The organism is Herbaspirillum sp. GCM10030257, assembly GCF_042666555.1.
Lineage (GTDB): Bacteria > Pseudomonadota > Gammaproteobacteria > Burkholderiales > Burkholderiaceae_D > Noviherbaspirillum.
In genome coordinates, this window is sequence record NZ_JBHTDH010000009.1 from 168874 (window position 1) to 194609 (window position 25736).

Below are 25736 nucleotides of genomic sequence, written 5' to 3' on the forward strand. Positions count from 1 at the left end.
GCGTAATTTCCATTGTCGTTTGTAGAGAGGTGCGGTTAATGCAACTCCCTATGCAGATCATTAGGTACATCATTGCGTTGCCGCGTCTGGCTTGCGTTGGCGACGTTCACCGGGCTGGCCCTGGGCGGCGGCGTCCGCAGACGCCGTACCGCTGGCGCCGTTACCACCTTGCGCAGCTTGTCCACCATGCGCAGCTTGTCCACCCTGAGTAGCCTGTGTTCCCGGTGCCCCCTGCCCAGCTTGGACACCCTGCCCGTTCTGTCGTGCCTGTCCCTGCCCATTGCCGCGACGTTCTCCCGGTACACGATTGCCACCCGGCCGGTCTGTCGGCAAGCTGACCTTCGCGCCATCCTTCAACCGGTCCGCGCCTTCGGTGATAACTTGTTCGCCCGGCTTGAGTCCGGAAATAATTTCAACTTTTTCACCGACCATCTGGCCTGCCTTGACATTACGCAGCGCGACCGTACGCTCGGTTGCATTGAGCACATAGACAAAATCGCCGTTGCCGCCGTGGCGGACTGCAGAAACCGGCACCACCGCAGCACCTTGTATCGTACGTAGCAGCAACCGGACGTTGACAAACTGGCTTGGAAAGAGCGCAGCTTTGGCATTAACGAACCGTGCCTTGGCTTTGACAGTACCGGTTTGGGTATCGACCTGGTTATCCAGCGCCAGGAATTTTCCGGTGTCCAGTACCGTCTGGCGATTGCGGTCGAGGACGGTGACCGGGAGGCTGGCTTCGTCGTTGATACGTGTGCGCACATCGGACACCAGGTCTTGCGGCAAGGAGAATTCGACGTCGACTGGCGACACCTGCGTGATGTCGGCAATGCCATTGGCGTCATTCGAGCCGACCAGATTACCGACGTCAACCGCCCTGAGGCCGACACGGCCACTGATCGGCGCAGTGATCCTGGTGTAGCTGAGATTGAGTTTCGCCGCCGCTTCTGCAGCCTTGTCGATAGCAACCGTGCCTTCCAGCTGCTTGACGAGGGCCGCCTGTGTATCGACCTCCTGGCGTGCGATGGAGTCTTGTTCAAGCAGAGTCTTGAAGCGTTCCAGCATGACCCTGGCATTCTGCAACTGCGCTTCGTCGCGCTGCCGTTGCCCGCTGGCTTGCAGCAAGGCGGTTTCGAACTGTCGCGGGTCGATAACGGCAAGTAGCTGGCCAGCGCGTACCGCCTGGCCCTCGGTGAATAGAACTTCCTTCAACACACCTGATACCTGCGGGCGAACCACCGCAACCGCGGATGCAGTGACCGTGCCGAGTGCTTCCACGGTGACAGGTATGTCGGCGCGCTCGACACTTGCAACGCCGACCGTTGTAGTCGGCGGTCCACGCCTTGCCCCCGAGCCTCCGGGTCCTGCCTGAGCCGCCGGCCCGCCGGCACTTTCAGTAGCCGGGTGGGTGAGGTACCAGGCAAGCGCAACCAGGAGAGCCAGCGCAATCAGAGCAATGATGCTGCCCAGCAGCGACTTCCGCTTGCGTACTTTTGTTTCAACTTGCGGGAGGGGCGGTTCGGCTCTTTGATCCATCAAGATTTCTTTCTATTCCGGCATCGCCGTTCACCGGCGTTTTACACAATCCGTGTCTGCACTGCACGTGGCAGATGCTGCCACCGGAACCGGCTTCCGGGGCGCAACCGCTGCCACGGCTATCCTGGACATCATGTTGCCAGCGCAATGTATCGTTATGTTGTCCGCATCGGCGCGATTTGTATCGAAGTGTTTGCCACACTTCAAATTGCAAAAGTGCAACGACGCCGGAACATTGTAGACGCTTGTTGAAAATAATGAGCCGTTAACACACGATGTGTTCCCACCGTCGAACAGCTTTATCGCAGCGGGCGGCGAGTCTGGTTGGAGGTATGTGACGAAAAGGAGTTCGAGCGCGATCGGGTTAAACGCCGATTGCCATATCGACAATAATGTCCAGCTCACATCTCCGGCAACAATCTTTAAATTTTGTCATCTTTCAGCTGAAGTTTTGCCTGCATCGGAAGCTGGCAACGATACGCTTTCATCCTTGAGACCGATACCGGACAGGCGCAAGTGCAGCGACTGCTTCATCAGGCTGGCCAGTTTATGCACCGCTACTTCATACCGCAGGCCTTCCGGGCGTATATTCGAGATGCAATTGCGTTCGCTGTCCATGCGTCCGATACGCGGTTCGTACGTTAGATAGATACCCAGGCTATCCGGAGCAGTAAGGCCCGGGCGCTCGCCGATCAGTACCACTACCAGCCGTGCCTTGAGTGCCGCACCGATCTCGTCGCCGATCGCTACTCGCCCCTGGCTGGCAATGATTACCGGCGTGTGATGCCAATCCGTAACGTAGGCATCACGCAGTTGTGTCAGTAGCGGAACGGCGTGTCGCATTATCGCAATCGAAGATAGACCGTCAGCGATAACGACCGCCAGTTCGACGTGTTGCGTTGCCTGTTCGAGCCGCCCCGCGCTCGCATCGTCCAACCGGCGGCCGAGATCCGGCCGCAGTAGATACGTATGGCGGTTGTCAGCCTTGCTGTTTACCCGAATTGATGAAAAGCCCGCTGCGCCAAGCCCGTTCTGAAGGGCGTCAACATCAAGTGGATGATGCACGGCATCACGGGCTTGTGCATGGGCCAGGCCAAAGCGCAGCACTTCGGCGGTCGGCAGGCTGGTGCCAACGCGACCAAGTGCAATGCGGGCACTCGTATGCGACTGCAGTTCTTGCCACGGATCCTTACGTACCAGTGAAGCGAAGGATTGCTGAGTCTTTTCCTTGTGGTCTTCCATGTAATTTCCCCAGTGATTTTCGTGTAACGGATTCAGCCAGGTAACGCAGGTGACAGCGTCGACTTCAGCAATGGATGGCTGCTACCCGGCGAGCGGAGTTTGCCCGCGGTATCGGTCAACTGCATCCGTTCCAGCCACTGCTCAAACTCAGGCGCTCGCTTCAGCCCGAGAACACTGCGCAGATACAGGGCATCATGAAAGGAAGTGCTCTGGTAATTGAGCATGATGTCGTCGGCACCCGGTACACCCATGATGAAATTGACGCCTGCCGCCCCAAGCAGAGTCAGCAAGGTGTCCATGTCGTCCTGGTCGGCTTCCGCATGATTGGTATAGCAGATATCGCAGCCCATCGGCACACCGAGCAGCTTGCCGCAGAAATGGTCTTCCAGGCCCGCGCGGATGATCTGCTTGCCATCGAACAGATATTCCGGGCCGATAAAGCCAACCACGGTGTTGGTCAGCAGCGGATCGAGCTCACGTGCAACAGCATATGCGCGTGCCTCGCAGGTTTGCTGGTCGATGCCATGGTGTGCGTTGGCGGACAGCGCGCTGCCCTGCCCGGTTTCCAGATACATCAGGTTGTCGCCCACGGTCCCTCGCTGTAGCCCACGCGCGGCATCGCGGGCTTCCCGCAGCAGCGACAGATTGACACCGAAGCCTGCATTGGCTTTCTCCGTGCCCGCCACCGATTGAAACACCAGGTCAACTGGCGCGCCGCGTTCGATCGCCTTGATCTGGGTGGTGACATGGGTCAGCACACAAGTTTGCATCGGTATGTCGAAGCGACAGCGCAGATCATCCATCATGCGCCACAAGCCCATCATCGTATCCAGCGAATCGCTGGCGGGATTGATGCCGACGACCGCATCACCTGCGCCATACAACAGGCCATCCAGCATGCTGGCGGCAATGCCGCGCAGGTCATCGGTCGGATGATTCGGCTGCAGGCGCACGGCAAGATGCCCGGGCAGACCGAGCGTGTTCCGGAAGCGAGTCACGACGCGGCACTTTCTTGCCACGAGGATAAGGTCCTGGTTGCGCATCAGCTTGCTGACGGCTGCCGCCATTTCCGGCGTGATACCGCGCGCGCAGGCGGTCAGCGTGTCGCTATCCGTGGTATCCAACAATAGCCAGTCGCGAAAATCCCCTACGGTGAGATGAGCAATCGGTACGAAGGCTTCGGCCTGGTGCGTGTCGAGAATGAGCCGAGTGACTTCATCCCATTCATAAGGGATCAGCGCATCGTTCAAAAAGGCGCGCAAGGGAACATCGGCCAGTGCCATCTTGGCGGCCATGCGTTCTTCGGCACTGAGTGCGGCTACCCCGGCGAGATAATCGCCCGAGCGGGCCGGACTGGCCCTTGCCATCAAGGTTGCAAGGTCGGGGAAGACATACGTCTTACTTCCTGCGCTGGTACGGTATCCCATCTGGCATCTCCATCTCGGCTGCAGCGTCGAATTCGGTATTGGGCAAAGCAAACCTGCAGCAGTAATCATGCCTATCGGATGACACCCTGTCACGCGGCGATATCACGGAGGCCGCAAGCTTGCCGGCCTGTCAGGCAAGCTTGGCACGCTGGATGTCTTACATACAACCAACCGCCATGGCATCTTTCCAAAATGCAAGTGCTTCTGACAATCTTGAGTAATTTGCGGTAAAGTGCTTGCACCTGAATTTAACGACTTGAGCAGCCATCAGCGATGATCCGGCTGCCTGCCTTCACCTTAAAAGGAGACATCTTGCGTAGATCATTCCTCGCGCTCGCCATCGGCGCCGCACTCGCACTCAGCCTTCCCGCCGTCGCACAGCAGAAATACCAGCCTGAATACCGTCTGTCGACCGTTCTTGGCACCGCTTTCCCATGGGGCAAGGGTGGCGAACGCTGGGCGGAGCTTGTGAAGGAAAAGACTCAAGGCCGCATCAACATCAAGATGTACCCGGGCACTTCACTGGTTGCCGGCGACCAGACACGTGAATTCACGGCCATTCGCCAGGGCGTCATTGACCTCGCGGTTGGCTCGTCGATCAACTGGTCACCGCAGGTCAAGGAACTCAACCTGTTCTCGCTCCCTTTCCTGCTGCCTGATTACAAGGCGCTGGACGCACTGACACAGGGAGAAGTCGGCGCCGATATTTTCAAGGTCATTGAAAAGAACGGCGTGGTGCCGCTTGCCTGGGGCGAGAACGGTTACCGCGAAATCAGTAATTCCAAGCGCGACATCCGTACACCAGCTGACATGAAAGGCATGAAGTTCCGTGTCGTCGGCTCGCCGCTGTTCAACGATACGTTTACCGCGCTCGGCGCGAACCCGACGCAGATGAGCTGGGCCGATGCGCAACCGGCGCTGGCATCCGGCGCGGTGGACGGCCAGGAAAATCCGATTTCGGTGTTCCTCGGTGCCAAGATTGCCACGGTCGGCCAGAAGCACCTGACCCAATGGGGCTATGTCGCCGACCCGCTGATCTTTGTGGTTAACCGCAAAGTGTGGGAAAGCTGGAGCAAGGAAGACCAGGAGGCAGTTCGCGCCGCCGCGATACAAGCCGGCAAGGAAGAGACCGCAATGGCCCGCAAAGGTTTGACGGCAAGTGACAACAGCCTTTACAAGGAAGTCGAGGCACAAGGTGTCAAGGTGACCCGCCTGAGCCCGGCTGAAATCGACGAATTCCGCAAGCTGACACGTCCGGTCTACGACAAATGGTCCAAGACCATTGGCAGTGGCCTTGTCAAGAAAGCCGAAACGGCGATTGCTGCCCGCAAGTAGGACGCCGGTTGTAGCTACTTCCCCTTTACCGGGGAGGGAAGATGACGGCGGATGTTGGAACGGTGCTCGAATTTATATGAACGCGTTCTCCGCATTTGCCGCCATCTGTTGTTGAAAACCTGTCAGAAGTACATCCATCACGACCGCGCTATGCGGCCACCCTTTCGTATCATCAGAATATCCGTATGAGTGAACTCCCCGAATCCGCCGAATTGCAAGGCGAGGCGCCACCGCGCGTGCCAGTCAAGATAGAAGAATTTTGCGCTGCCCTGGCGATGGGGCTCATATGCTGCATCACTTTTGCCAATGTACTGGTGCGCTATTTCACGGATGTGTCGTTCGCCTTCACGGAAGAGTTTTCGATCTTCCTGATGGTGGTGCTGACGCTGGCTGGCGCATCGGCCGCCTTTGTCCGTAACCAGCATATCCGCATGACCTTCATTACCGAGCGCCTGCCGTCAGGCATTGCGCGTGGCGTGGAGTTCTTTGTCATGCTGCTGAGCGCCGTCATGTTCGCCGTGATGGCATGGTATGGCAGTTTCCTGTTCTGGGATGACTGGCAGTACGACACCACGTCGCCAGGCATCGGCATTCCGCAATGGATCTATACCCTGTGGCTGCCCGTGCTGTCGGCCGTCATCCTGCTGCGCATCATTGGCCGCATCATTCGCCTCGCGCGCGACACCACCGGGAGCGCTTCATGATTGCAGAAGGCAGCGTCATTCTCTTCCTCGGCTTTGCCTTGCTGCTCGCACTGGGTGCGCCGCTCGCGGTTGCGCTCGGGATCAGCGGCACGGCCGTCATCCTGATTGAAGGCCTTGGGATCATGTCGGTCCCGACCAATGCCTATAACGGCATTGCCAAATACCCGTTGCTCGCCCTGCCAGTATTCGTGCTGGCCGGTATGATATTCGAACGGGCCGGCGTCGCTCTGCGTATTGTCCGCTTTGCTTCTGCCGTGGTCGGTAAACGGCGAGGCGCACAGGGCATAGTGGCCATCCTTGTCTGTATGTTCCTTGGCGGCATATCGGGTTCCGGCCCGGCAGACGCCGCCGCTGTTGCGATGGTCATGATTCCGGGCATGTTGCGGCAAGGCTATCCGAAAGAGTTCTCGGCCACGCTGATTGCGGCAGCCGGTTCGACAGCCATCCTGATACCGCCCTCGATCGCCTTGATCGTCTATAGCGTCCTGGTACCTGCGGCATCGGTCCCGGCACTGTTCGCGGGCGGCGTGGTGCCCGGCATACTTGCAGGTTTGTCGCTGATCCTTCCCACCTTGTATTTTTCCTACAAGAATGGCTGGGGGCTTGATGATGGTGAAGAAACGCCGCGTTTTTGGGACAGCTTCAAAGAGGCGATCTGGGGCCTGCTGGCACCGGTCATCATTCTCGGCGGACTGCGTGCCGGGATCTTTACGCCAACCGAAGCCGCAGTCGTCGCTGCCTTCTATGGGTTCTTCGTCGGTGTGTTTGTCTACCGCACACTCACTATGCGCAAGGTCTACGAAGTGCTGGTGGAATCAGCAGAAATTTCCGCTGTCGTGCTACTGATCATTTCGCTGGCCGGCGTCTTCGCCCATGCCGGTGCGACCTTGGGCGCATTCGATGCCTTTGCCAAACTGCTTCTTGGTTTTACCAACAACGAAGCGTTGATGCTGCTCATGATTACGATCATGCTGCTGATCGCGGGCATGCTGCTTGATGCTGTATCGATCTTCCTCGTGTTCCTGCCGATCCTGTTGCCGATCATGGCGATCTACCAATGGGATCCGGTATGGTTCGGTATCATCATGACCATGAATATGGCGATCGGCCAGTTCACGCCACCCATGGCGGTCAATCTGATGGTAACCACCAAGATCGCAGGCATCACGATGGAGTCCACCGTGAAATGGGCCTTGTGGATGGTGGCTTCCATGCTGCTCGCCCTGGGACTTGTGACTGTGTTTCCCGATCTGGCGATGGGTTTGCCACGGGCTTTGGGTTACTGAAAATCCAGGCCGGCGTGCCATCATTGCGAGCCGGCCTGACAAACAGTTGATGACGAACGGTTCACTTCGCAAAGATAAACATGCGCCTGACCGACGGACTTCGCACTGTCGCCCTGCTCGAAGCAGCGAAAGGCGCTGTTGTTTTGCTCGTCGGCCTGGGACTTTTTTCACTGATCCATCAGGACGTACAAGCCTTTGCCGAAAGGCTGGTCCTTCATACACACCTTAATCCGGCGGCGCATTACCCACACATCTTTCTCGACCTGTCCCGCCAAATCACCGATACAAGGCTTTGGCAACTGGCTACAGCGGCAACGGCGTATTCGCTGGTGCGCTTTACCGAAGCGTATGGCTTATGGCATAGACGAAGATGGGGGCAGTGGTTTGCTGCGCTGAGCGGGGCCATCTATATCCCCATAGAGCTGGTTGAACTGGTCAAAAGACCGGACTGGATCAGTGTCGGCGCACTGCTGCTGAATACGGCAATTGTTGGATTCATGGCATACAGCCTTTATCGCGAAAACCTCGATCGGTCCATCAACGAACGATGAGCGATCGCGTGTGCTTGAACAGCCGCCACGCATCACGTGGCGGCTACCTTTCACGTTTATCCCAGCGTTAGCGGCACAAATATCTTGTCGTCATCACGCTGCACCAGCAGAGCAACATTACGCCCGGCCTTTGCCGCTAGCGCGCGCATCTGCTCAATACTGGTGACCGGTGTGCCATTGATCGCCAGTACGATGTCGCCCGGCTGAATACCGGAACGCGCAGCTGGTCCGCTCACATCCTCGACCAGCAGACCGCCGGCGGCGCCCACCGCACGCTGCTCCTGCTTGTCGAGTGGGCGAACGGCAAGGCCGAGACGGCCGCGTTCTTCCGTCGGCGTGTCGCGTTGTGCCACGGTCGTTTCCTTCATCTCGCCGATGGTGACGTTGAGCGTCTTCGGGGTGCCATTACGCAGCACATCGATCTTCGCTTGGGTGCCCGGGCTCATGGTTGCCACTTGCACCGGCAGGTCGGACGACTGGCCGATGTCCTTTCCATTGAGGCGCACGATGACGTCCCCCGGCTGCAGTCCTGCGCGGTCGGCCGGGCTGCCTTTGTCGACCGAACTGACCAAAGCGCCCTGCAGCTTTTGCAAACCAAACGAATCCGCCAGCGCCTGCGTAACTTCCTGGATGCTCACGCCCAAGCGGCCGCGCGTCACCTTGCCATGCTTGACCAGCTGATCTTGCACCTTGAACGCGACGTCGATCGGGATCGCAAACGACAATCCCTGGTAGCCACCGGTACGGCTATAGATCTGCGAATTGATGCCAATGACATCGCTCCTTACATTGAACAGCGGGCCGCCCGAATTGCCGGGATTGACCGCAACATCGGTCTGAATGAACGGGACATAGATCCCTTCCGGCAGTGCCCGTGATTTGGCGCTGATGATTCCTGCTGTAGCGGTGTTTTCAAAGCCGTAAGGCGCGCCGATGGCGAGCACCGGTTCGCCAACCTTTGCGGTCGATGGATCGCCAATTTTGACAACAGGCAGGTTTTTCGCATTGATGCGAATGACCGCGACATCGGTCTGGCGATCGGCGCCCAGGACCTTGGCCTTGAACTCACGCCGGTCAGCCAGCTTCACGGTCACTTCCGATGCACCGTCGACCACGTGGGCATTGGTCAGGATCAGGCCGTCAGCACTGATGATGAAACCTGATCCGAGGCCGCGTACCATCGGCGTGTCGCGTTGTCCGCGCGGAGCCAGGAACGGTGCGAGGCCCGAAAACGGATCCATCGGATCGATTTCCACGCCGCTGTTGGCAGGATGCTGTTCGGCCTTGCCAACGACGCTGATGTTAACCACCGCCGGGGCATAACGATCGACGATGCCAGAAAAATCGGTTGCGGTCGCTACGCCAGGCACCGTGGTGGTAACCGCCTGCGCGGGTGCGGCTGTGCCAAGGGCGGCGGCGTCAGCGCGGCCCCAGCCTGCCTTGTCCATGTAGGCGATACCACTGGTGCCCACGGCAAGCAGGGAGACGGCAATAATGCCGCGGTTCAATACGTTGCGATTCATGTTGCGCTCCTTCAGAAAAGAATTTCTCTGTGAAACGCATCGTAGAGAGCAAAACTTAAATGCGACTTAAAGCGCGTTCAACTTGTTTTGAAGTTCTTCGCCCATGCTGTGTTCCATGTCGTGGAGTCGAGGCAGGCGCAGTCTTGCCAGCAGGCCAGTGTCGGCATTCTCAAGTTCGATCCGGCCACCATGCGCTTCTGCCACCTGACGCACGATTGCCAATCCGAGGCCGCTGCCTTCTGCCTGCGTTCCTGGAACACGGTAAAAGCGGTCAAACACCCTTTCCAGGTGGTCGGATGGAATCCCCGGCCCGTTGTCTTGCACTTCAGCAATCGCCTCATCCGGCGTAGCACGGACTGTCACCGTAATCCTTCCTCCCTGCGGCGTATAACGAATGGCGTTTTCCACCAGGTTGTTCAGCAAGACCCTGAGCGACTCGCCGTCGCCGCTGCAGAGGAAGGCCTGCGCGTCTCCATTGCTTTCGCTCTCAAGGCCAAGATCAAGAAGCTTTACAGAAGCGATGCTGGACAGGTCCGATACGACATTGCGCGCCACTGCAAGCAGGTCGACGGGTTCACGCACTGTCGGCGATGCGCCGGGCTCGTGACGCGCCAGTGTCAGCAACTGCTGCACTAAGCGCGTCGCGCGTTCAAAGCCCTGGCGCAGCTCCGCGAAAGCGGCGCTGCGTTCAGCCGGATCCTCAGCGCGTTCGGCGAGCTGGATCTGCAGTTTCAACGCGGTCAGCGGACTGCGCAGTTCATGTGCCGCATCGGCCACAAAGGCACGCTGGGCATCGAGCGCAACATGCAACCGTGCCAGCAAATCATTGAGCGCGTGCGTCAACGGCTGGACTTCTTCCGGCAGGCGACGATCGGCAATTGGCGCGAGGCTGGCGACATCACGCGATTGCACATCTTTGGCCAGTCGGCGGATTGGCGCAAGTCCGGCGGAGACCGTCAGCCAGACCAGCGCACCCAGAAAAGGAAACAGCAGCAATAGCGGCGCAACGGTCTTGAGCGCTGTGTCGGCCGCAACACCGCGCCGTGCGCTCATTGGCTGCGCGACCTGTACGACCGTGCTCCCATGCTGCGTTGTATAGACACGCCACGGTCCCTCGCGGGTTGGCACGGTGGCAAAACCAAGACGGGCATCCTGTGGCAGCGCAAGCCGTTCATGTGAGTGATAGATACGCAAGCCTTCACTATCCCAGATCTGGATCACGATATCCTGCGCAGTATCCGGCTGGCCCCGGCGTCCTGGACGTACCGGCGAAAAAGGCTCGCTTGGCAATGATACGGCGAGCTGCTGCATCTGATAATCGAAGATCTTGTTCGCCTCTTCCTGTGCCCGCAGGTACAGGATCGCCGCTGCAGCAACGATGCCGACCGACAGCCCTATACAGAGCCAGAAAAGCAATGCTTTGCGAATGGATTTCATGGCAGTTTCGGAATCATGTAACCGACGCCGCGCACGTTTTTAATAAAACCGGTGCCCAGCTTTTTGCGCAGTGAATGAATGTACACCTCGACCGTATTGCTGCCGACTTCGTCATCCCACCCATAGATTTTTTCTTCGATTTGGGGCACGGACAACACCGTACCAGGGCGGTCGAGCAATGCTTGCAACAGGGAAAACTCGCGCGCTGAAAGAGTTAGCGGCTGACCGTTCAGCCTGGCCTCGCGCGACGCGGGTAACAATTCCAGTGCACCGTGCCGGATCACGGTATCCGCACGGCCTGTCTGACGACGCAGCAAGGCATGTATGCGTGCGACCAGTTCGTCGAAGTCAAATGGTTTGACCAGGTAATCGTCGGCCCCGGCATTCAAACCGGCAACCCGGTCCGGCACCGCGTCGCGCGCAGTCAAAATCAGCACGGGGAGCGTCTTTTTCCTGGCGCGCAAACTGCGCAGTATTTCAATCCCATCCTTGCCGGGCAAGCCAAGATCAAGCAGCAGCAAGTCATGCACGCTATCATCGAGCGCCGATTCGGCACTACGCCCATCGCGTACCCAGTCAACCGTGAAGCCGTCCTGTCGCAAGGCCTTGCGCAGGCTGTCGCCGATCATCGGGTCGTCTTCCACCAGCAATAGTCTCATCTCAGGCTCGTCCACAATGTCATTGCAGATTGTCTCGTGACATGATAAACGATGCCGGCATCCGGCTTGTAGAAAACACCGGGGACGGAAAACTGGTTCGGCTACCTGCGCGGTTCAGGCCATGCGCACGTCGTTCTTGTTGCCATGCTTGACCAGGTACATGGCCGCGTCGGCCTGCTTGAGGAGCGCTCCCTCATCTTCGCCGTGATCCGGGTAGACAGAAACCCCGATGCTGGCCGTCACCGTATGAATCATGTCACCCAGGCTGATGGGTGCGCGAATGGCGGCGATCAGTTTGTCGGCAATCATGCGCAGATTTTCGTCGCTGCCATGATCCTGGATAATGATCACGAACTCATCCCCCGCGAGGCGCGCCACGAGGTCAGTGTTGCGCACATTGTCACTCAGGCGCTTCGCAGTCTCCTTCAAGACGACATCACCGGCATCATGTCCATGCCCGTCATTGATCGTCTTGAAGTGATCAAGGTCAATGAACATCAGCGCAAACTTGCGATCATAGCGGCGCGCCTGCAGGATCTGGTAGCCAAGCACCTGGTGAAACATCATCCGGTTCGGCAACCCGGTGAGGATATCGTGGCTGGCCAGATGCCGTATCCTCTCATCGGCAAGCTTCCTTTCGGTGATGTCCTTGCCGATGCCACGATATCCGACTACACGTCCCTCGCTGTCCTTGACAGGCAAACCGCTGATGCTGAGATAGCGCGCAGCACCGTCCTTGCCGGGAAGGCGCAGCACCAGTTCATGGAACGGCCGGCCTTCGGCCAGCAAGCTTTGATGCTCTATCCACTGATCGCGCGATACGTTGTCGAAGGGCAGTTCCCATAGAGTCTTGCCCAGGTAATGGTCAGCGACCATGCCGGTCTTGCCGAATACGTCCCCATTGATCTGAATGAAACGGTAACGGTTATCCTGTTCCCAGTACCAGTCCGACGACACACGGGTGAGATCGCGAAAACGCTCTTCGCTCTCGCGCAACGCAGTCTCGATGCCACGCCGGTCTGTCACATCGCGCAGCATGCCGCGAAAGCCGACAGGCTCACCGCTGGCGTCGCGGATCAGGTGTATCGATCCTTCACACATGATTTCCTGACCATTCCGGTGCAGAAGTCGCCAGTCGATTCCCTTTTTCGGTATGCCAGTCTTGAATACGTCGTTAAAGTTGGCGAAGACATGCGCGGTGTCATCCGGCGAATGATAGTGCCGGTAGTTGAGGCCAACGACTTCGTTCATGGAATAGCCGAACATCCTGCAGAACGCGTCATTGCAGAGCACCAGCCCACCGCCCAGGTCGACTTCGTAGTAGGCCTCTTCAATGCTTTCGAGGATGGAACGATATTTTTCCTCACTTGCCCGCACCGCCTCCTCGGCGAGGCGGCGCGCTGTGACATCGCGGGAGATACCACGGAAACCGACCCGTTTGCCCTGGTCATCGGTGACCACTTGAATTGAAGTCTGGACGATGCCGATGTTGCCGTCATGCCGGTAGATGGTGTGCTCGGTCAGTTCCGCGGACTGGCCGGTACGGTAAATGCGGTTGTACACCCGATAGACATAAGCAGCGGTCGCGGCATCCATGAAATGACGGTAGTTCAGTTTCAATACTTCTTCACGGGCGCAGTGATGCTGCCGACAAAGCGCTTCGTTAACGGCGGTATAGTTTCCCTTCAGGTCAACCTCGAAATAGCCATCGTTCATGTTTTCGAGAATGCTGCGATACCGCTCTTCGCTCTGGCGCAATGCATCCACGGCTTTTTGACGTCTGACCTCAAGTTCAAAGTTGTCGAGTGTGAATACAATGTTTCTTGCCATGCGCTCCAGGAGGCCCACGATCTCGTCGTCGAAAGCTCCCTTCTCGCGTGAATACAACAGTAGAACGCCCACTGGCTGCGCATTGCGCAGGAGCGGGATCGCCGCGCCGGCTAACGCGCCCTCTTTACCCGCCTCCGACCGCCAGAGACTGACACGCGGATCACTGGACAGATCGTTGATGACGCACGTGGAACAGGTCGCAAAGGCAGTCCCGACCAGCCCCCTGCCCTCGGGCTTGCTGCTGTCAAACGAAAGTTTCAGACTGCGCAATGTATCTGCGCCCATGCCGGCCACTGCGGTTACCTTCGCCCATTGCGTTTCGTTGTCCGGCAACAGCACCGACGCATTGACGATTTGCCCACTGCCCACAGCGACTTCGCATACCTGCTGGTAAAGCTCTGCCGGATTTCTGGCATGCAGGATCGCTTCATTGGTGCCGCTGATGGCGGCATACATCTGTCCCAGCCGCGCTGTCGCGGCTTCGGCAAGCATGCGACGGGTCATGTTGCGCGCGCTGGTGACAATGACCCAGTGTCCATCGAGCAGAATCGCGCGACGCTGCAATTCGAACAACTGCGTGCTGCCATCTCGCTGCATCGCCGTTCTCTCGGTGGTCATGGCGGTGCCAGAAGCAATCAGTTCATCAAATTCGTGCTCTATCGTCTCACGATCCGACACCAGCAAGTCGTGTGGGCCAATCGCAAGCAGTTCCGTACGTGTATAGCCAGTTGTCTGGCAAGCCGTATCGTTGAAGTCGATGATGCGCATGGTCGCGCGATCGATCAGGAAAATCGGGTCGCCAGAGATATCGACCGCGTCCCGAAAGCGCCGCAACTGCCTTACTTCCTGTGTGTATGCCGTCACGTCGCGCAGAAGGCCACGATAGCCGGCAAACACGCCCTGTCCGTCAAACACAGGCTCTCCGCAAGCCTCAAAGATGAAATCGTTTTTCTGGCCGGACGACCATGCCCACTGAAGCGCGCGGAACGTCGTGCGCTGTTCGACAATGCTTTGCACATCGTGCGGGAGCGCGGTTGAAGGCGTCGATGAAAATTGTTCCCAGAGTCTGGTTCCAAGAACAGGACGCAATGTCTCTGCAAGATCAGCGGAGTGATTCGCAGTTTCCTTCAGCACGGTAAATCGGCAATTCGCATCCGTCTCCCAATGCAGATCGGCTGCGAGCGCAATCAAGCTTTCCATGATGTTGTCTCCGGCCGCGTTTTTGATTGTTGTGCGTGGCCTTGATGCTGCATTCGCCTGCCTTCTTCCGGCGGTTTTGTACACATTACGTCAGATTACGTCAGATCACCACAAATTGCCACATGGAAATAAGAAATGCAATAGTGCGTGTGTTCTAAAGCGGCGCCCCCCTTGCCGGCTTGGCCGTTTCGGGCTACCTGGACTGCCCGGACCCGGTGATTCATGTCTGAGTTGGCGACTTAGCGAAGCTGGATATCCTGGAGCGGAACTTTGATCTGATCTACAGCGCGCTGGCATTCCACTACATTGAAGACTTCCATAGCCTCTGCCGAACGATGCGGTCAAAGCTTCGCAACGGAGGTCGATTGGTTGCGACCGTCGAGCATCCGATCTTCTCAGCCCCACGCAATGACCAATGGAAGGAGGAGGATGGTTACTCCTTCTGGCCCTTGGATAACTATCTGAACGAAGGTGAGAGAGTAAGGCCCTGGTTTTCCGCTGGTGTCATCAAGTACCACCGAACCATCGGGACCTACGTGAATACACTTCTCGACAACTCATTTCAGCTGGTTCGGCTCATTGAATGGGGACCGGATGCCGAACAGGTAGTGAAGCATCCGGAATGGGCAAAGGAGAGGGATCCGCCGATGTTTCTGCTATTTGCTGCGGACGCGATTGGCTGAGCGAACGACCGTTTCTGACCGGCATACGCCATAGTCAAATCCGAGAGCAGCGACTGCTGTGCGCCACATTCCTGCCATTCGTCTCATGGTTTGAAATTGCCGGTCGCGACCCGTACCAGTCTTTTAGGTTTCTCAAGAGCGGCCATTCGTCAGAAAAATGCTGATGCCAAACGCTGAAGGCGTCGGTTCAGTGAACGAAAAGACACTGGTGTGCGTGGACCGTTCAAACAACCCATGCACGCCAGCGGCAATGACTCAGATTGTCTCAATGGATGTACTGATCACACCGACCAACCCGATCTTCTCTGCCGATTCAGCAAAGCCCAACAGTGCATCAGCGCGACTGATCACGCCATTTTCAATCTGCCCGGCCCATGCTGCGATCTCGGCATTGCTGCCTTGGCGTCCCAGCCCGGTCATGTACAGGTACTCTGCCAATTGTGTGTTACTCATTCCGCTAAACTGCGGCAATGCCTCGGCGATTTGGATGAAGCAGTTCGCAATGTCGCTCATCGCCACGCCGTTCTCGCTAGCTGCGATCCAGTAGTTCAGACCCTCCTGGTCCGCCTTGCGGTCAAACAGCGTGTCATACAGGCGTACCAGTGTGGCGACATCCGTGCGGTTGAAGTCCAGCGTGACGCCATTAGCTTTTTCCAATCCCAGCTTCTCAGCCGAGTTGACAAAGGCATACAGTACATCGGCACGGTCTGCGTTGCCGCCGTCCAGAATACCAGTCCAGGCGCTCCGCTCTGCCTCTGCCGCAGTACGCCCCAGCGCCTTCTGGTAAAGACTATCGACGAATTGGGCGTTGGAGGCTCCTTCGAACAAGGTCTTCGATTCTGGCGACGCAAGGAAGTTGTTCGCAATGTCGTGCATCGACATGCCAGCATTACTAGTCTTGACCCAGCCATCCAGGCCTTGTTGATCTGGAGCACGATCAAACAAGGCATCGTACATGCGGGTGATCGTGCCGAGTGCAGTCATGTCAGGTTCAGCGCTCGTAAAGAGCAGTTTTTCAACATTGGCCACCGTATCGGTACCGTCGATGCCCCCATTGCGCTGAGTCATCGTGACCTTGCCGTTTTCCACACGGAAGGAATAGTCAGCACGGCCGGAACCGACAAGGCGCACCGCGTCCGTACCGGTACCGCCATCAATTGCATCGTTGCCCATGCCACCAAATACCAAGTCATTGCCTTCGTCGCCGAAGATCTGGTCATTACCACCAGCGCTGCCCACTGTATCGTCACCAGCTCCGCCATGCAGGATGTCGTCGTCGGCACCGAGGAAAATGGTTTGACTCGCACTGTCACCCCAGACATGTTGCGAGCCATTGCCGCCGGTTACCGTGGCCGCACCAATGACCGCTGCAAATTCGACATTCTGCAGCTGGATCTCCGTACCGCTTGGCAGGCCACGCGAGTCGATCACCAATGCGGTCTGCACGCTATTGACACCGGGTGTGGTTCCAGTGATGACCAGTGGCTGTGTTGGTCCCGCGGAGTTGTTTGCCACTGTCGGCACGATGGTCTGCACCAGCAACGGCGCATCGGTAGCAAGTGCTGTCAGGAATCCAGATCCGCCGCTGGTGAGAGAAGTCTGGTCGTGCGAGCCTGCATCGGTATGCGCCTGGATCTCACGAATCAGGTCAGTCACAGACGAGCCGGCTCCTTTTGGTGTGCCATTGCCTGTCACCGTCAAGCCGATACCGGTCGGTACCTGCGCAGTTAGCAGGCTGCCTCCGCCAGTCGTGCTAATCAACGGAATATCAGCGACTGTATTGTTGCCGATTTCATCCTGGCGGGTTGGCTGAACCACAGAAATCGTTATTTTTTTCGAGGTTGAGCCGTCCGAGTTAGTGACCAGACCTGTCTGGACGTTGACGCCATCGATGGTTGTGGGTGTGGGAACGCCTCCTCCACCTGATGAAGGCGCTGGCGTGTTATTCGTTACATTGGTTGCTGCCAGCGTCGCAGCATCATTACCAACTGCATCCTGGATCGCATTGGTATCGTTGCCGCCTGTTGGATCTGTGTACGCAACGGTGACCACTTGTCCGTTGGACACCGCAGATGCCAATGTCAACGTCACGCTCTTGCTAGCGGCGTCGACTGCTACGCTGTTGACTGTTGCTGCCGTGCCGCCAACGATGACTGCAAAAGCGCTTGCTGCGGCGATGTTAACCGCGTCAAGTGTCGTCGCTTCAGAATAGGTCATTACGAGCGTGGCGCCGTTGACAGTCGCTGATGTGAAGACGGGGCTGGCAGCATCGACGAGAATTCCAGTCGTGCTCGGCACGTGCGAAGTAAGTATGACGTTGGCACTATTGCCGGCGCCATCGGTGATGGTGCTCGTCCCAAGTGAGATCGTTCCGACCACAATGCCGTCGATATCAATGTCGCCAGGTTGCACCGTGTACCGATAGGTGACTAAATTGGTATTTTTAGCGACATAGGTGGCACTTCGAACTACGTTGCCAATTGTCAATTGGAGCGCACTGTCGGTACCAGTGATGATCACGTTCTCGTTGAACGTCACGGTAAAATCAAGCGTCTGCCCCGCAATATACGTGGCGTTCGAGGGGACCGTGATATTGCCGCTAATATACGGCGCTTCCGTATCCACCAGTACACCGGCCGTTGAGCCGATGCTGTTGAGTACCAGGATCGCGTCATTGGACGTGGAATCCTTTAACGTAGCACCGTTCAAATTAATCGACGACCCAACAACACCGACACCGTCACTGTCCATGTTTCCATTCGCAATCGTATAGCGGAACGTTAACGCGCTCGTGCCGGTGCCGCTTACATACGTGGCATTGACACTGATGCCGCCAACATCGAGCGTAATGCTGGGGGTGCCAGCGGCGGTGTTGACGACGACGGCTTCATTGAAGTTGACTGTGAAGTCAAGATTCTGACCGACCTTGTACGTGCCATTTGCCGGCACCGACACCGATGTGACAGTCGGTCCGGTATGGTCCAAGGTGTAGCTCTGACCGCTTGTGTAACCACCGCTGACAGAATTGCCGGCCGTGTCAGCAATGCCTGTGCCGGCCGATTTGAGGTCGAGCCGGATTGTGCCGTCACCGGTCAGTCCACTGACAGTCACGGTATAGGTGCTGCCGTTGACGGCGGTCACACCAGTCACACTACCATTGGCGGTACCAGTGCTGTTCAACGTGAAGTCAGTTACGTCGACGCCACTGACGTTCTCACCGAAAGTAACCGTATAGTCGACGCTGCCAGCGCCGGTAGGGGTAGTACCAGCACGGTTGATCGACGTCACGGAGGGGCTGATGCCGTCAACCAGCACACCTGTGGTTGTACCGACGTTGTTAAGTGTTAATGTTCCGCTATTGCCGGCCGCATCCTTGATTGCGGCACCATTGGAAGCAATTGGACCGGTTAGCGCGATGCCGTCGACATCCGCGGTTCCTGTTGCGATGGTATACCGGAACACGACCGCAGTGGTGCCACTGCCGCTGACATAGGAGGCCTGCACGGTACCGCCGTCATCGAGTGTCACATCAATGGAAGGCGTACCGGAGGAAATTGTGACGGCTTCACTGAAATTGACAGTAAAGTCGAGGCTCTGGCCAGTGATATACGAACCATTTGAAGGTACAGAGACTGAGGTAACAGTTGGTGCAACGGCGTCTACCGCCACATTGGTTGTGGTGCCGACGTTGTTTAGTGTCAACACCGCGTCATTGGTTGCTGAGTCCTTCAATGTCGCGCCATTGAGCACGATAGATGAGCCGACGCTAATACCATCGGCGTCCAGGCTGCCGCCTGAAATCGTATGACGGAAGGTAAGTGTGCTTGTCCCTGTGCCGCTAACGTAGGTGGCGCTGACCGCCGTACTACCAATGGTCAGTCCGATCTCGGGAGCGCCTCCAGAGGTGTCAACCGTGATGGCTTCGCTGAAACTCACGGCGAAGTCGAGATTGTCGCCTGCTTTATAGACGCCATTGACCGGGACACTGACCGACGAAACGCTCGGGACCACGGAATCGACCAAAACACCCACAGTGGAACCAACATTGTTGAGCATGAGTGTGGCATTTTCACCGTTGCTACCTTTTAGGGTTCCGCCATTGGAGGCAAGCGTTGAAATCGTGATGCCATTGACATCAATCAGGTTATTCTCCACCGTATAGGCGAACTTGATAGCCGCCGAGCCGCTACCAGACTGATAAGTGGCGTATTTAGTGGTGTTACCAATCGTGAGCGCCAGTTGCGGAATTCCCCCCGTTGTATCAACTGTCACGGTTTCGCCAAAATTGACCGTGAATTCCAGGGTTTGACCGGCAATGAACGTGCCGTTGCTTGGAACCCCTACGCTGGTGATTGCCGGTCCCGCCGAATTTATCAATACCGCCGCAGTGGACCCGACACCGTCGAGCGCCAGCGTAACGATATTGCCTGCTCCATCCTGTAGTGTGCCTCCATTGAGATCGATCAGGCCGTTGAGGCTGATGCCATTGGTATCAGTCAAACCACTCTCAACGGTGTAGCGGAATACAGCTGCGGATGTTCCCGTGCCGGACAGATAAGTCGCGTATTTTGTTGTGCCGCCGATATCAAGGGCCAACCGTGGTGTTCCATTGACGGCGACGACTTCACTGAAGGTGACTGTGAAGTCAAGGGTGTCGTCAGTCTTGTAGGTGGCATCGGCTGGCACGTTGACTGAGGACACGACTGGTGCGACGCCATCGACGATGATGGCCTTGTTGGCGCTGAGAGAGCCTGCTGAGCCAGGTGTTGACAATGTCAGGGGCGCGTTGTTGCCCGCCGCATCCTTGACTGTGCCGCTATTAAGTGCCAGCGCGCCAGTGCTGAGATAATCCAGGTCAGCCGATGTGTCGCCAGCCTGCACCGTGTAGTTAAAGGTCAGCGTACTGGTACCACTACCGCTGGCGTAGTTCACTACGCGGTCGGTGGCGCCCGTTTCCAGCGTGAGCTGCGGCGTACCCGTCACGTTCACGCTTTCGCTGAAGCTGACCCGCACTGCAATCACGTCGCCGAGCTTGTAACTGCCGTTGGCCGTACTCGACGTGATGCCCGTGACCGTCGGTGGCGTGGTGTCGGGGGCCACTGCATTAGCAACAGTGAAGCTATCCCAAGTAAGATCACCGGTGGAGTATGTCGATGTGATTTTAAAACTGAAGCTCGTAATCGCAGTGAAATTGGAAAAATCAGCCCCGGTCAATGCTTCGGTTCCACTGACGTATCCTGTCGTAAAGACTGAGGTACCCTCTCCCAATTTGCTACCAACAAACTCCACCGTCAACGTATCGCCTGGGCCCGTAAAATAAGGCATGGCTACCGAAGTAAGGTCGAAGCTGGCAACGTTGGTGCCGTCCGCACTTACCGTAAACTGTGCCGGTCCTTTGAGATTTGCCGTGTCATAGAAATAGAGGCCGAGCGGGTCGTCAGTAAAAATCGTGGTGCCAGCAGTATTCTTTGTAAGTGTGAACCCTGGAATGAAAGCACCGGGAAGCGTCGTCGGCGCCACGTCCTGAAATCCATTTGGCAGCGGCAGCAGATGCTCATAGAGCAACAATGCTTTGCCGAAAACGTTGTTGTCGGCATGAACCGAATCGCTCTGTTCTTCCAGCACCCAATCACCGCCTTGTACCGCTGCCCCCGTCATGTTGGTCGACGCTGCAATATCTGCTTGGGTTGCATTCGCCAGCGCTGTAACGAAAGCGGCACCAGCGGACCCCGCCGCAACTTCACAGCCATACAACAGGATATCGGCATCGGCAGTGAGGACGCTGCCGATGGCTGCCAGCGTGGCAGCGTGGCCCTGCAGGTTTTGTTCATTAAGGATGATTGATCCCAGTTGCACTGACGCTTGGGACCCATGCGAAATGATGTGAATGGCATCGATGCCGCTACGCCCTTGGAGGATTTCCGCCATTTGCGTCAGGCCATCGCGATCCGGCTGCAGCCAGAACACTTCCGTGCCTGGCGCAACGTCACTCAATAACGTTGCCGTGTCCTGCACGCGAGAATCCACAAAAAAAAGACCGCGTGCGGCAGAACTAGCATTAGCAGCAGGCGCCTCCGGCTTATGGATATCTTGAAGATTTGACGTTAACTGGTCGGCGTCGGGTTTGGTTAGCAATGCTAAGGGTGCAGTTCCGTTGTAGGTTTGAATCATTTTTTAGACTCCCTTTGGACGTTGCTAACGGTCCTCAGTGGTTTTTCGTGGTTTTTCGTGGTTTTCAGCTAATTGCGTTGCCCTTTTTCCCCTAGCATCCGCGCAGGTCAACTGCAACATCTGATGCGAGAACAGCCCATGCAGCAATGCAATACGCTGCTAAGCAAAGCTTGCCTCCTAAGGAGCCGGGAAACGGCGCTGCTATGGGTCTACAGCTTCACCGGTCGGTGCCTTACGGAGTGGATAAGATTACTTCTCTGAGGCAGTTCGGCGACGACAACATTTATTTAGGCTAAATAAACTACTATTGCCCCATGGGAATTCGTCGTCAATCCCATATTCATGGGGTTAGTCTAATCGTGCACGTCTTATGAGGGCGGTAAACGGCAATACTAACGAGGATTGACTCCAATGACCGGTTCTGATGGCCACGCTATATCGCCAAATGCCTGCAGTTGGCCGCCAGTCGCCTATTTACCGTGCTAGCGGTATGGCGACTCATGACAATGAAGCTGCCGCTGAAGAACCACTGGCGAATGGGTGAACCCGACCGTAACGGGACACAAGCGCTTATCCAAAGCTGCCGTTCACCGCATTTCCACACTGAAAAATAGTTTCTGGTTCTGGTTCTGGATCTGTAAGAGATGGAGATCTTCGATCTCCACTACTACCGAAGGCTTTGACTGCATATACGAGCACAGCAAGATCGGTTGCTATGTTGATGCCATAAGCTCTTTGGGTTTGATTCGTTCCTCAAAGAGCTTATTTCCTATCAATCGTTGATGAGGCGCCATTCTCTGGCTGGCATCACGATGATCTCGCGCGCGTTTAGTTGCCCTGGCGGCACGCTGAAGGCACTGATTCTTGCATTCAAAGGATAGCCTCCTGGGTACCTTTCGGTGGGGTAGTAAATCGTATCTAGGAGATAATACGCATATGTTTTATCAGGTGAAATTGTGAACCTACCGTGAATGGGTGTATAGCCATTTGCTGGAAGTAGTTCAACGTTCTCGAGCCCTTGACCGCGCACTTCAAGTAGAGCCAATCCGCCCACTATCGCGCCGTGTGCTGGTGCAGAGGTTAGCGCTGCAGTGAACGAATTTGAAGTACCATTTGAGAACTGCCATCGGCGCGCTGGCATTGCGACGATCTCGGTTGCGTTAGGTTGTCCATCCGTTACGTTGTAGGCGCTGATTCTTACTTCTTGAACGCCATCTGGAATAGAACTCGTGTCAAGATCTAACCACGCGTAGGTTTTGTCTTTAGATACGTTGAATTTTCCTAAGCGGGGAACATAACCGCTCGCCGGAAGCAGTTCAGCGTTGCCAAGCCCAGTTCCACGCACTTCCAGCTTAGTAACACCGCTTAATACGGCGCCATCAAGTGGAGCAGACACACTTGATATAGATAGCGGAATGTCCACCGATGAAATCGCATTGTTGATATTCCAGGTACGCGGCTCTAATGCAATAAGTTCAGTTGCACCAGGTTGCCCTGCAGGTACATTGAATGCACTTGCCCTCACTCTAATGGGACCATTCGGTAATTTTGTGGTGTCCAAGTCGAACCAAGCCTTGGTCTGGTCAGCAGAAACGTTAAAGACGCCGAACCTTGGCGTATAGCCTTCCGCGGTTAACAGTTCAACGTTTGCCATTCGCAGCCCCCTCACCTCTAAACGGACAATACCGCTTATGGTTGCTCCATCTGGGACGCTTACCGTGCTATACGCACGGAATGTTCCCTCTGATGTTTGCACCTCTGGCCGGAATTGAGAAGTTGTGCCGCTATTTCCCCCATTCAGACTTGACACGCCATCACCACCACCACACGCACTCAATAAAGCTAATAAACTTACAGTTCCAATCGCATTAAAACGCCATTGCATGAATATTCTCCGTAAATGAAGCCTAAGGTTGTAGAACAAAAAGCAGCAGGGCAATGAGCTGAAAGGATATATATTCCTCTCTATCCAAATGCCCCCCATTCGAGTTTATGGAGCTAGCGTTGGTTTGTGCGTATGGTGGAACGCGATTGATTAGAGTCAATTCTAATGGATTGAAGGATGAGCGAAAGCGTCTGGTGTTCATCAACGTTACACATGCCAACGACGTCTATTCCAAGTGGAAAGACGTTCAATGACAATACAAGTTTTCCTATATTTCTTAACGGTTAAAGCGAGAGTGCGGTGAATGAGGCCTAGCGTTTAACGGCTGCTTTTGGCCGCCTGTCGTCTGCCCAAGCAGCTTGCTGTCCGTCCGCATTGCGCCGACGATCGGACGTCGGGAACCTGCTTGAAAATCTGCGCTATCGACCCTAAGCGGTCTTATGCCATTAGCGGTGTCCATGACCGCTTTGTGATGCGAAAGCAGCCATAAAAGATCATTCCAGTTTCACGCCAGACCGACAGCGGCCATTTCTGCTATCCATAGTTGACGGAAGGCGGCTCTTCAAACATCGATAATGAAAAAGACTCCTGCCGCGATCATTGCGACTCCGGCCGTGCGGGCCGCTACGATGCCAGCCGGGCCCGTCTTTTCCAGGAGTACAAACAGCGCCAGAACTGCGACCCAGACAAGATTCATTACACCGACGACGAATAGCACCAGCATCACCGCCCAACAGCAGCCCAAGCAGTATCCCCCATGGCGCATTCCCATCTGCAGCGCACCCAGCCTTCCATCGCGCCAGTGCGTCATAAAAAAACCCAGCGGGCTTCGGCAGTGCAGCAGGCAGGCGCGCTTGAGCGGCGTCAACTGGTACGCCCCAGCCACGCAAAGAATCGCACCGCCAACCCGCGAACTCGACGCGGCCATCAACGGCGAGAGCATGGAAGCATCGTGCAAGGCCCACTGTGCAAGTGTGGCAAGCCCGCTGAAACCTATCCACACGACCGCATAACCCAAGCTGAACATCAAAGTCATCATCCGTGCCAGAGTTTTTCCCCGCCGCGTCTGAGCGCCGGCGAATAGCAGCACTACTGGCATGACCGATGCGGCCATCATGCCCGTCATCATGACGATCCACATCACGAACGTAAAGAAAACATCGGCAGCACTCCACGCTCGTTCCATCGGCATGCCTGGCATGTCCATCCCGGCCGGCATCGCTCCATGCTCCATGGTGCGCATCATTTGATGGTCGAGATAAAACAGATATGCCCACGCGAGTGCCGCGATGGCCAGGATACAACAGCCGATGAATATGCGGTCGCCCACAGGAACGGAGGCGACCGGCGCGAAATCGTCCGTGTACAACGGGGTGCGCAGCTTAAGCGCTTTGCCAGGAAAAAGGCGCATATTGGCCATTGTTCCGTCCGCTGATATCGTCCCACTTGATGCCCATGGCATCGACATGGCTGCGCGAAGCGCGTGCCAAGGCAAAGCGGCTGGCAGCCGGATGGCCCGTGTTGTCAAGGCAGATCGGTTCGGTGGCGTTCGGATCGAGACCCATCACGCCCTCGGCAGCCATGTCCAGACGATCCGGCACTGTCACGGACCAGTTTTTCCCATCGCGATTGATACGAATCGGCGCAGATTCCATTCCGGCAAACGAACCAACCAGGCCGGAAAGAGCGGCCATGGGGCCACCTGCCTCGCCACTGGCAATGCCCTTGATCGCATCGCGCTGTTCCGTGCTAGCCCGGTCATCAACGATGAGACCGATGGTCCAATTGCCTTTGCCCATTTCTTCCGGAGTTAATCCAAGAACGGCGAACCCCAAGCCATTGAGCGAAACTGTTCCGTACTGGCCGTGTTCGATCTGGAATGCCATTGCAAATGTGCATGAACCTTTGGTCGGCTTGACTTGCATTTGTCCGGGTACGCATGGACAAATGAAGTCGCAATTGCATGTCTCGTAATACTGGCCGCTGATCTTCCAATCCGGCGTTGTCATGATTCACCTCCATGTGACAAACATCGCATCGATGAACATCATTGCCACGCTGGATGGAAAGCCGGTATTTCACCATTGCACCATAAGCATGCTGCAAAAATGACATTCTGCGTGTTCAGAATATGACATCGAATACCAATGTGCTAGGTAATGATTGCTGTGCCCGGATTTTCTACGCAAGTATGCTTTAGCCTGGCTGTAGGTGGGAGGTGTGCAGTGGCTTTTAAGCTTGTCCGGCCAGAGTGGTCCTCGAGTGGC

At 56.5% G+C, this 25736-nt stretch carries 16 protein-coding genes and 1 pseudogene; 6 read left to right on the top strand and 11 right to left on the bottom strand.

The features are described from left to right. Positions 1 to 69 precede the first annotated feature (69 nt). The 3 genes from ACFQUU_RS15945 to ACFQUU_RS15955 all read right to left on the bottom strand — a co-directional run bounded on the left by ACFQUU_RS15945 (position 70) and on the right by ACFQUU_RS15955 (position 4205). Positions 70 to 1536 carry an efflux RND transporter periplasmic adaptor subunit gene (locus ACFQUU_RS15945; protein ID WP_382248830.1) on the bottom strand — a complete coding sequence of 489 codons (1467 nt, stop codon included), beginning with the start codon at positions 1534 to 1536 and terminating at the stop codon, positions 70 to 72. A 432-nt stretch (positions 1537 to 1968) separates the two neighbouring features. Next, on the bottom strand, positions 1969 to 2778 hold the full coding sequence (gene eutC, locus ACFQUU_RS15950; protein ID WP_382248832.1) for an ethanolamine ammonia-lyase subunit EutC: 810 nt from the start codon (positions 2776 to 2778) through the stop codon (positions 1969 to 1971). Between the two features lie 32 nt (positions 2779 to 2810). Then, positions 2811 to 4205 carry an ethanolamine ammonia-lyase subunit EutB gene (locus tag ACFQUU_RS15955; protein ID WP_382248834.1) on the bottom strand — a complete coding sequence of 465 codons (1395 nt, stop codon included), beginning with the start codon at positions 4203 to 4205 and terminating at the stop codon, positions 2811 to 2813. Positions 4206 to 4478: 273 nt separating this feature from the next. Here ACFQUU_RS15955 and ACFQUU_RS15960 point away from each other — a divergent pair, with 273 nt between their 5' ends. From ACFQUU_RS15960 to ACFQUU_RS15975, 4 genes are all read left to right on the top strand, one after another. Beyond that, positions 4479 to 5540: a DctP family TRAP transporter solute-binding subunit gene (locus tag ACFQUU_RS15960; protein WP_382248836.1), complete on the top strand. Its 1062-nt coding sequence runs from the start codon at positions 4479 to 4481 to the stop codon at positions 5538 to 5540. Between the two features lie 185 nt (positions 5541 to 5725). Next, positions 5726 to 6244: a TRAP transporter small permease gene (locus tag ACFQUU_RS15965; protein ID WP_382248838.1), complete on the top strand. Its 519-nt coding sequence runs from the start codon at positions 5726 to 5728 to the stop codon at positions 6242 to 6244. Beyond that, positions 6241 to 7530 (top strand): TRAP transporter large permease, encoded by a 1290-nt coding sequence (locus tag ACFQUU_RS15970; protein WP_382248840.1) that lies wholly within the window; start codon positions 6241 to 6243, stop codon positions 7528 to 7530. The genes ACFQUU_RS15965 and ACFQUU_RS15970 overlap by 4 nt, the downstream gene beginning before the upstream one ends. 80 nt (positions 7531 to 7610) lie before the next feature. Next, a complete protein-coding gene (locus tag ACFQUU_RS15975; protein WP_382248842.1) occupies positions 7611 to 8081 on the top strand; it encodes a DUF2127 domain-containing protein in 471 nt (156 codons plus the stop codon). A gap of 56 nt (positions 8082 to 8137) precedes the next feature. Here the strand turns inward: ACFQUU_RS15975 and ACFQUU_RS15980 are convergent, their stop codons facing one another. The 4 genes from ACFQUU_RS15980 to ACFQUU_RS15995 all read right to left on the bottom strand — a co-directional run bounded on the left by ACFQUU_RS15980 (position 8138) and on the right by ACFQUU_RS15995 (position 14730). After that, positions 8138 to 9604: a DegQ family serine endoprotease gene (locus ACFQUU_RS15980; RefSeq protein WP_382248844.1), complete on the bottom strand. Its 1467-nt coding sequence runs from the start codon at positions 9602 to 9604 to the stop codon at positions 8138 to 8140. A gap of 66 nt (positions 9605 to 9670) precedes the next feature. After that, complete coding sequence (locus ACFQUU_RS15985) at positions 9671 to 11041, bottom strand: ATP-binding protein (protein WP_382248846.1); 1371 nt, start codon at positions 11039 to 11041, stop codon at positions 9671 to 9673. Continuing rightward, positions 11038 to 11700, bottom strand: coding sequence for a response regulator (locus tag ACFQUU_RS15990; RefSeq protein ID WP_382248848.1), 663 nt, complete (start codon positions 11698 to 11700; stop codon positions 11038 to 11040). The genes ACFQUU_RS15985 and ACFQUU_RS15990 overlap by 4 nt, the downstream gene beginning before the upstream one ends. 114 nt (positions 11701 to 11814) lie before the next feature. Beyond that, entirely contained in the window at positions 11815 to 14730 is a 2916-nt protein-coding gene (locus ACFQUU_RS15995) for a PAS domain S-box protein (RefSeq protein ID WP_382248850.1), read from the bottom strand. 242 nt (positions 14731 to 14972) lie between these two features. Between ACFQUU_RS15995 and ACFQUU_RS16000 the strand changes: the two are divergent. Both ACFQUU_RS16000 and ACFQUU_RS16005 read left to right on the top strand, forming a co-directional pair. Beyond that, a pseudogene (locus ACFQUU_RS16000) lies at positions 14973 to 15089 on the top strand (hypothetical protein); the annotation flags it as partial. Positions 15090 to 15095: 6 nt separating this feature from the next. Continuing rightward, positions 15096 to 15413, top strand: coding sequence for a hypothetical protein (locus ACFQUU_RS16005; RefSeq protein ID WP_382248852.1), 318 nt, complete (start codon positions 15096 to 15098; stop codon positions 15411 to 15413). Positions 15414 to 15668: 255 nt separating this feature from the next. Here ACFQUU_RS16005 and ACFQUU_RS16010 read toward each other — a convergent pair whose 3' ends face one another. The 4 genes from ACFQUU_RS16010 to ACFQUU_RS16025 all read right to left on the bottom strand — a co-directional run bounded on the left by ACFQUU_RS16010 (position 15669) and on the right by ACFQUU_RS16025 (position 25478). Then, on the bottom strand, positions 15669 to 21584 hold the full coding sequence (locus ACFQUU_RS16010; RefSeq protein WP_382248854.1) for a DUF4347 domain-containing protein: 5916 nt from the start codon (positions 21582 to 21584) through the stop codon (positions 15669 to 15671). 772 nt (positions 21585 to 22356) lie between these two features. Next, a complete protein-coding gene (locus ACFQUU_RS16015) occupies positions 22357 to 23469 on the bottom strand; it encodes a hypothetical protein (RefSeq protein ID WP_382248856.1) in 1113 nt (370 codons plus the stop codon). A gap of 562 nt (positions 23470 to 24031) precedes the next feature. Then, positions 24032 to 24880 (bottom strand): DUF2182 domain-containing protein, encoded by an 849-nt coding sequence (locus ACFQUU_RS16020; RefSeq protein WP_382248858.1) that lies wholly within the window; start codon positions 24878 to 24880, stop codon positions 24032 to 24034. Next, positions 24852 to 25478 (bottom strand): DUF1326 domain-containing protein, encoded by a 627-nt coding sequence (locus ACFQUU_RS16025; RefSeq protein WP_382248860.1) that lies wholly within the window; start codon positions 25476 to 25478, stop codon positions 24852 to 24854. Before ACFQUU_RS16025 ends, ACFQUU_RS16020 begins: the two co-directional genes overlap by 29 nt. Between the last annotated feature and the right edge of the window lie 258 nt (positions 25479 to 25736).

What these genes read in the sequence shown, in the direction of transcription:
- ACFQUU_RS15945 (WP_382248830.1), bottom strand. Translation starts at nt 1,536, where the DNA reads ATGGATCAAAGAGCCGAACCGCCCCTCCCGCAAGTTGAAACAAAAGTA.
- eutC (WP_382248832.1), bottom strand. Translation starts at nt 2,778, where the DNA reads ATGGAAGACCACAAGGAAAAGACTCAGCAATCCTTCGCTTCACTGGTA.
- ACFQUU_RS15955 (WP_382248834.1), bottom strand. Translation starts at nt 4,205, where the DNA reads ATGGGATACCGTACCAGCGCAGGAAGTAAGACGTATGTCTTCCCCGAC.
- ACFQUU_RS15960 (WP_382248836.1), top strand. Translation starts at nt 4,479, where the DNA reads ATGATCCGGCTGCCTGCCTTCACCTTAAAAGGAGACATCTTGCGTAGA.
- ACFQUU_RS15965 (WP_382248838.1), top strand. Translation starts at nt 5,726, where the DNA reads ATGAGTGAACTCCCCGAATCCGCCGAATTGCAAGGCGAGGCGCCACCG.
- ACFQUU_RS15970 (WP_382248840.1), top strand. Translation starts at nt 6,241, where the DNA reads ATGATTGCAGAAGGCAGCGTCATTCTCTTCCTCGGCTTTGCCTTGCTG.
- ACFQUU_RS15975 (WP_382248842.1), top strand. Translation starts at nt 7,611, where the DNA reads ATGCGCCTGACCGACGGACTTCGCACTGTCGCCCTGCTCGAAGCAGCG.
- ACFQUU_RS15980 (WP_382248844.1), bottom strand. Translation starts at nt 9,604, where the DNA reads ATGAATCGCAACGTATTGAACCGCGGCATTATTGCCGTCTCCCTGCTT.
- ACFQUU_RS15985 (WP_382248846.1), bottom strand. Translation starts at nt 11,041, where the DNA reads ATGAAATCCATTCGCAAAGCATTGCTTTTCTGGCTCTGTATAGGGCTG.
- ACFQUU_RS15990 (WP_382248848.1), bottom strand. Translation starts at nt 11,700, where the DNA reads ATGAGACTATTGCTGGTGGAAGACGACCCGATGATCGGCGACAGCCTG.
- ACFQUU_RS15995 (WP_382248850.1), bottom strand. Translation starts at nt 14,730, where the DNA reads ATGGAAAGCTTGATTGCGCTCGCAGCCGATCTGCATTGGGAGACGGAT.
- ACFQUU_RS16010 (WP_382248854.1), bottom strand. Translation starts at nt 21,584, where the DNA reads ATGATTCAAACCTACAACGGAACTGCACCCTTAGCATTGCTAACCAAA.
- ACFQUU_RS16015 (WP_382248856.1), bottom strand. Translation starts at nt 23,469, where the DNA reads ATGCAATGGCGTTTTAATGCGATTGGAACTGTAAGTTTATTAGCTTTA.
- ACFQUU_RS16020 (WP_382248858.1), bottom strand. Translation starts at nt 24,880, where the DNA reads ATGCGCCTTTTTCCTGGCAAAGCGCTTAAGCTGCGCACCCCGTTGTAC.
- ACFQUU_RS16025 (WP_382248860.1), bottom strand. Translation starts at nt 25,478, where the DNA reads ATGACAACGCCGGATTGGAAGATCAGCGGCCAGTATTACGAGACATGC.